The 655-nt window shown below is 35.7% G+C and carries 1 pseudogene; it reads left to right on the forward strand.

Annotated features, from left to right (window positions below):
* Window positions 1–78 precede the first annotated feature (78 nt).
* A pseudogene (locus tag ACFQU5_RS15950) lies at window positions 79–655 on the forward strand (HTH domain-containing protein); the annotation flags it as partial.

A 655-nucleotide genomic window follows, 5' to 3' on the forward strand; every position in this document is an offset into this window, starting at 1 on the left:
AGTGCCCTATTCGGGGTTTTTTCTATGGAAAAAGCCCGTTATACTAAAACATAATTAATCTGAACGGGAGTTATTTTTATGAGTAAAATCTATTTTAATGAACATCAACGTCAATTGTTAGAAGCCAATCCTAATGTTGCTTCAGTATCTGATCGAGCGATTCAATATACACCTGAATTTAAAATTAAAGCAGTGGAAGAGAATTTAGCAGGTAAAGGACCTACTCAAATCTTTATTGAGAATGGATTTGATCTTGAAATGATTGGCCCGAAAAAAGCTAAATCATCTTTAAACCGTTGGCGAAACACTTTTAATCAATATGGAGAAAATGGGTTTTTAGAAGAACGTAGAGGAAAAGCAAGCACAGGAAGACCTTCAACTAATGATTTAACCGCTGATAAGAAGCTAGAAAAAGCAGAGGCTCGTATTCGTTATCTAGAAGCTGAAATTGAATTACTAAAAAAGCTGGAGGAACTCGAAAGGAAGGCGAAGAAACGCAAGTAGCTCCACACGAAAAATACGAAGTCATAAATCAAGTTATTCGCAAATATCAACTAACTAATAGTGTGTCTGAATTATGTGCTGTTGCACGTGTTAGTCGCAGTGGTTATTATGCATGGCTACAGAATACTGAAAATCATGCAATTCGTGAGAA

Source organism: Ureibacillus sp. GCM10028918, assembly GCF_042666115.1.
Taxonomy (GTDB): domain Bacteria; phylum Bacillota; class Bacilli; order Bacillales_A; family Planococcaceae; genus Ureibacillus.